Below are 2,394 nucleotides of genomic sequence, written 5' to 3' on the forward strand. Positions count from 1 at the left end.
GTGCGGCTGAGCGGCAGCCCCAGCCACTGGCGCAGCACGCGGGGACCGTTCTCCAGGTCGCCGATGGTCTCGAACAGCGGGCTGATCTTGACCGAGGCGCGCGGCGCGGCCCCGCCCCAGACCAGGCCGACCTGCTTGAGCAGGACCAGCGGCTCGAGGATGTCCGACAGGGTGGCCGACTTGGAGATCACATAGGCGCCCAGGCAGCCGTGGCCGTAGTCGCGGACCATCTGGGCGGCGGCCTCCATGGTCGCCAGCTCCTTGGTCGTCTCCTCGCCATAGGCGGTGAACGGCGAGACCAGGGGCCGCTGGTGCGACAGCTCGCTGATCAGCAGCTTGGAACGGGCCTCTTCGTCGAGCTCCAGGTACTTCACGCCGGCCCCCGCCCGGCGGTAGAGCTCGTCCAGGGTGCGTTCGTGGACGTCGGCGTTCTGGCGCAGGTCCAGGCTCATCAGGTGGAAGCCGCAGGCCTGGGCCACCTCGACCAGGGTGCGCAGCGAACCACCGACCAGGCGCTCGCCGCCATGGCGCCCCAGCGAGTCGATGATGACCTTGAGGTCGGAGACGAAGGCCTCGGGATGGCCGTAGGGCTCGACCTTGGCGTCCTCGGTGGCGAAGATCACCCGCGAGCCGGTCAGTTTCTTGGAGACCGCGTTGAGGCGGTCGAAGATCAGTTCCAGCGCCAGACGATAGGGCTCGTCCAGGCGATGCACCGACGGGTCGCTGGTCTGGGCGGCCAGGGCCAGGACCTCTTGCGACACCGGGGCGTAGGCGGTGGAGACCGCCAGGTTGGACCACAGCTTGCGCACCTCGCCGGCGTACCAGTCGAGGATGACCCGGGCCTGGGAGGCCAGGGCCAGCTTCAGGGTGTCGCCGTTGACCCCGGGGTGGCCGTCGCGGTCGCCGCCCAGCCACGAGCCCATCTTCAGCAGCGGGGCCATCTGGCCGTGCTCGCCGACCTGCCGCGACCAGTCGCCATACAGGTCGATGATCGCCGGCAGGATCGAGGTGCGGACGATCGACAGGGCGTTGCGGATCTCGTCCTTCACGGTGATCCGCTCGGGGCGATACAGCCGGGTGCGCCACATCAGGGCGATCTCGCGGAACAGCCGCTCGCGGATGTCGGCGTCGAGGTCGGCCGGCAGGTGGTGGCGGCGCAGGGCCATCAGGCGCGAGATCTCGGTCTCGCGGTCGACCATGCTGCGGCGGCGCACCTCGGTGGGGTGGGCGGTCAGCACCGGCACCACGTTCATCGCGGCCAGGACCCGGGTCAGTTCGGCCTTGGTCTTGCCGGCCTTGATCAGCCGCTCGACGGCGTCGACCAGGGTGCGCGGACGCTCGTCGCCCGGCTGGGCGTCGGCCTCGGCGTGACGGCGGCGGCCGGCGACGTCCTCGCCGATATTGGCCAGCATCGAGTGGCTGGCCAGGGCCCGGGCCAGGAAGATCGCCTGGTCGCTCGACAGGTCGGCGAACAGGTGGTCCAGCCGCGCGGCCTCACCGTCGGAGCTTTCCTGCGAGGCGGCCTTGCGGGCCGTGGCCACCAGCTCGGCGGCGGCGTCGCCGTCGAGATAGGCGATGGCCTCGTTCAGCAGGTCGCTGAGCAGGCTGGCGTTCTGCCGCACGTGGCGGCTGGTGGGGCGATCCCCTTCTGGCGACGAGAGGTCGAGCGACAGGGGGTTGCGCATGCGCGAAGCTCCGCGGCCGCCGCGAGAGGCGACGGCTCATCAGGGAAAGAACGAACGAGGCGGCAGGCGGGCTCCAGGCCCTGTCTGACGCAGCGGCGCCCTTACCGCGCTTTGATCTTCACGAAAAGGCGGCGCGCACAATGATTGCGCTACCATGAACCATTTTGCGCAGAAATATTCCCTAGCGGGCCAACCAGCCACCATCCACGGGCAAGGTGATGCCCTGGACATAGTCGGCGGCCGACGAGGCCAGGAACACCGCGGCCCCGCCCAGGTCGCCCGGCTGGCCCCAGCGGCCGGCCGGGATGCGGGCCAGGATCGAGGCGTTGCGGTCGGCGTCGTTGCGCAGGGCTTCGGTGTTGTTGGTGTCGAAATAGCCCGGCGCGATGGCGTTGACGTTGACGCCCTTCGACGCCCACTCGTTGGCCAGGATCTTGGTCAGGCCCGCCAGGCCGCTCTTGCTGGCCGTGTAGCTGGGCACGCGGATGCCGCCCTGGAACGACAACAGGCTGGCGATGTTGATGATCTTGCCGATGCTGGCGGCGTCGCCGCCCTGCTTGATCACCTGCCTGGCGAAGGCCTGGGTCAGGAAGAACACGACCTTCAGGTTGGTGTCCATCACCGCGTCCCAGTCGGCTTCGCTGAATTCGATGCTGTCGGCGCGGCGGATGATGCCGGCGTTGTTGACCAGGATGTCGACCTTGCCGAA

General features: G+C 69.3%; 2 protein-coding genes. Both read right to left on the minus strand.

Annotated features, from left to right (window positions below; all coding sequences use genetic code 11):
• Positions 1-1,685, minus strand: a 1,685-nt coding sequence (locus tag PMI01_RS23150; RefSeq protein ID WP_007675053.1) for a phosphoenolpyruvate carboxylase, incomplete at its 3' end; no start/stop codon positions are given.
• Positions 1,686-1,866: 181 nt separating this feature from the next.
• Positions 1,867-2,394, minus strand: a 528-nt coding sequence (locus PMI01_RS23155) for an SDR family oxidoreductase (protein WP_007675058.1), incomplete at its 5' end; no start/stop codon positions are given.

The sequence above is a fragment of the Caulobacter sp. AP07 genome, assembly GCF_000281955.1.
In the GTDB taxonomy this organism is placed as follows: Bacteria; Pseudomonadota; Alphaproteobacteria; order Caulobacterales; family Caulobacteraceae; genus Caulobacter.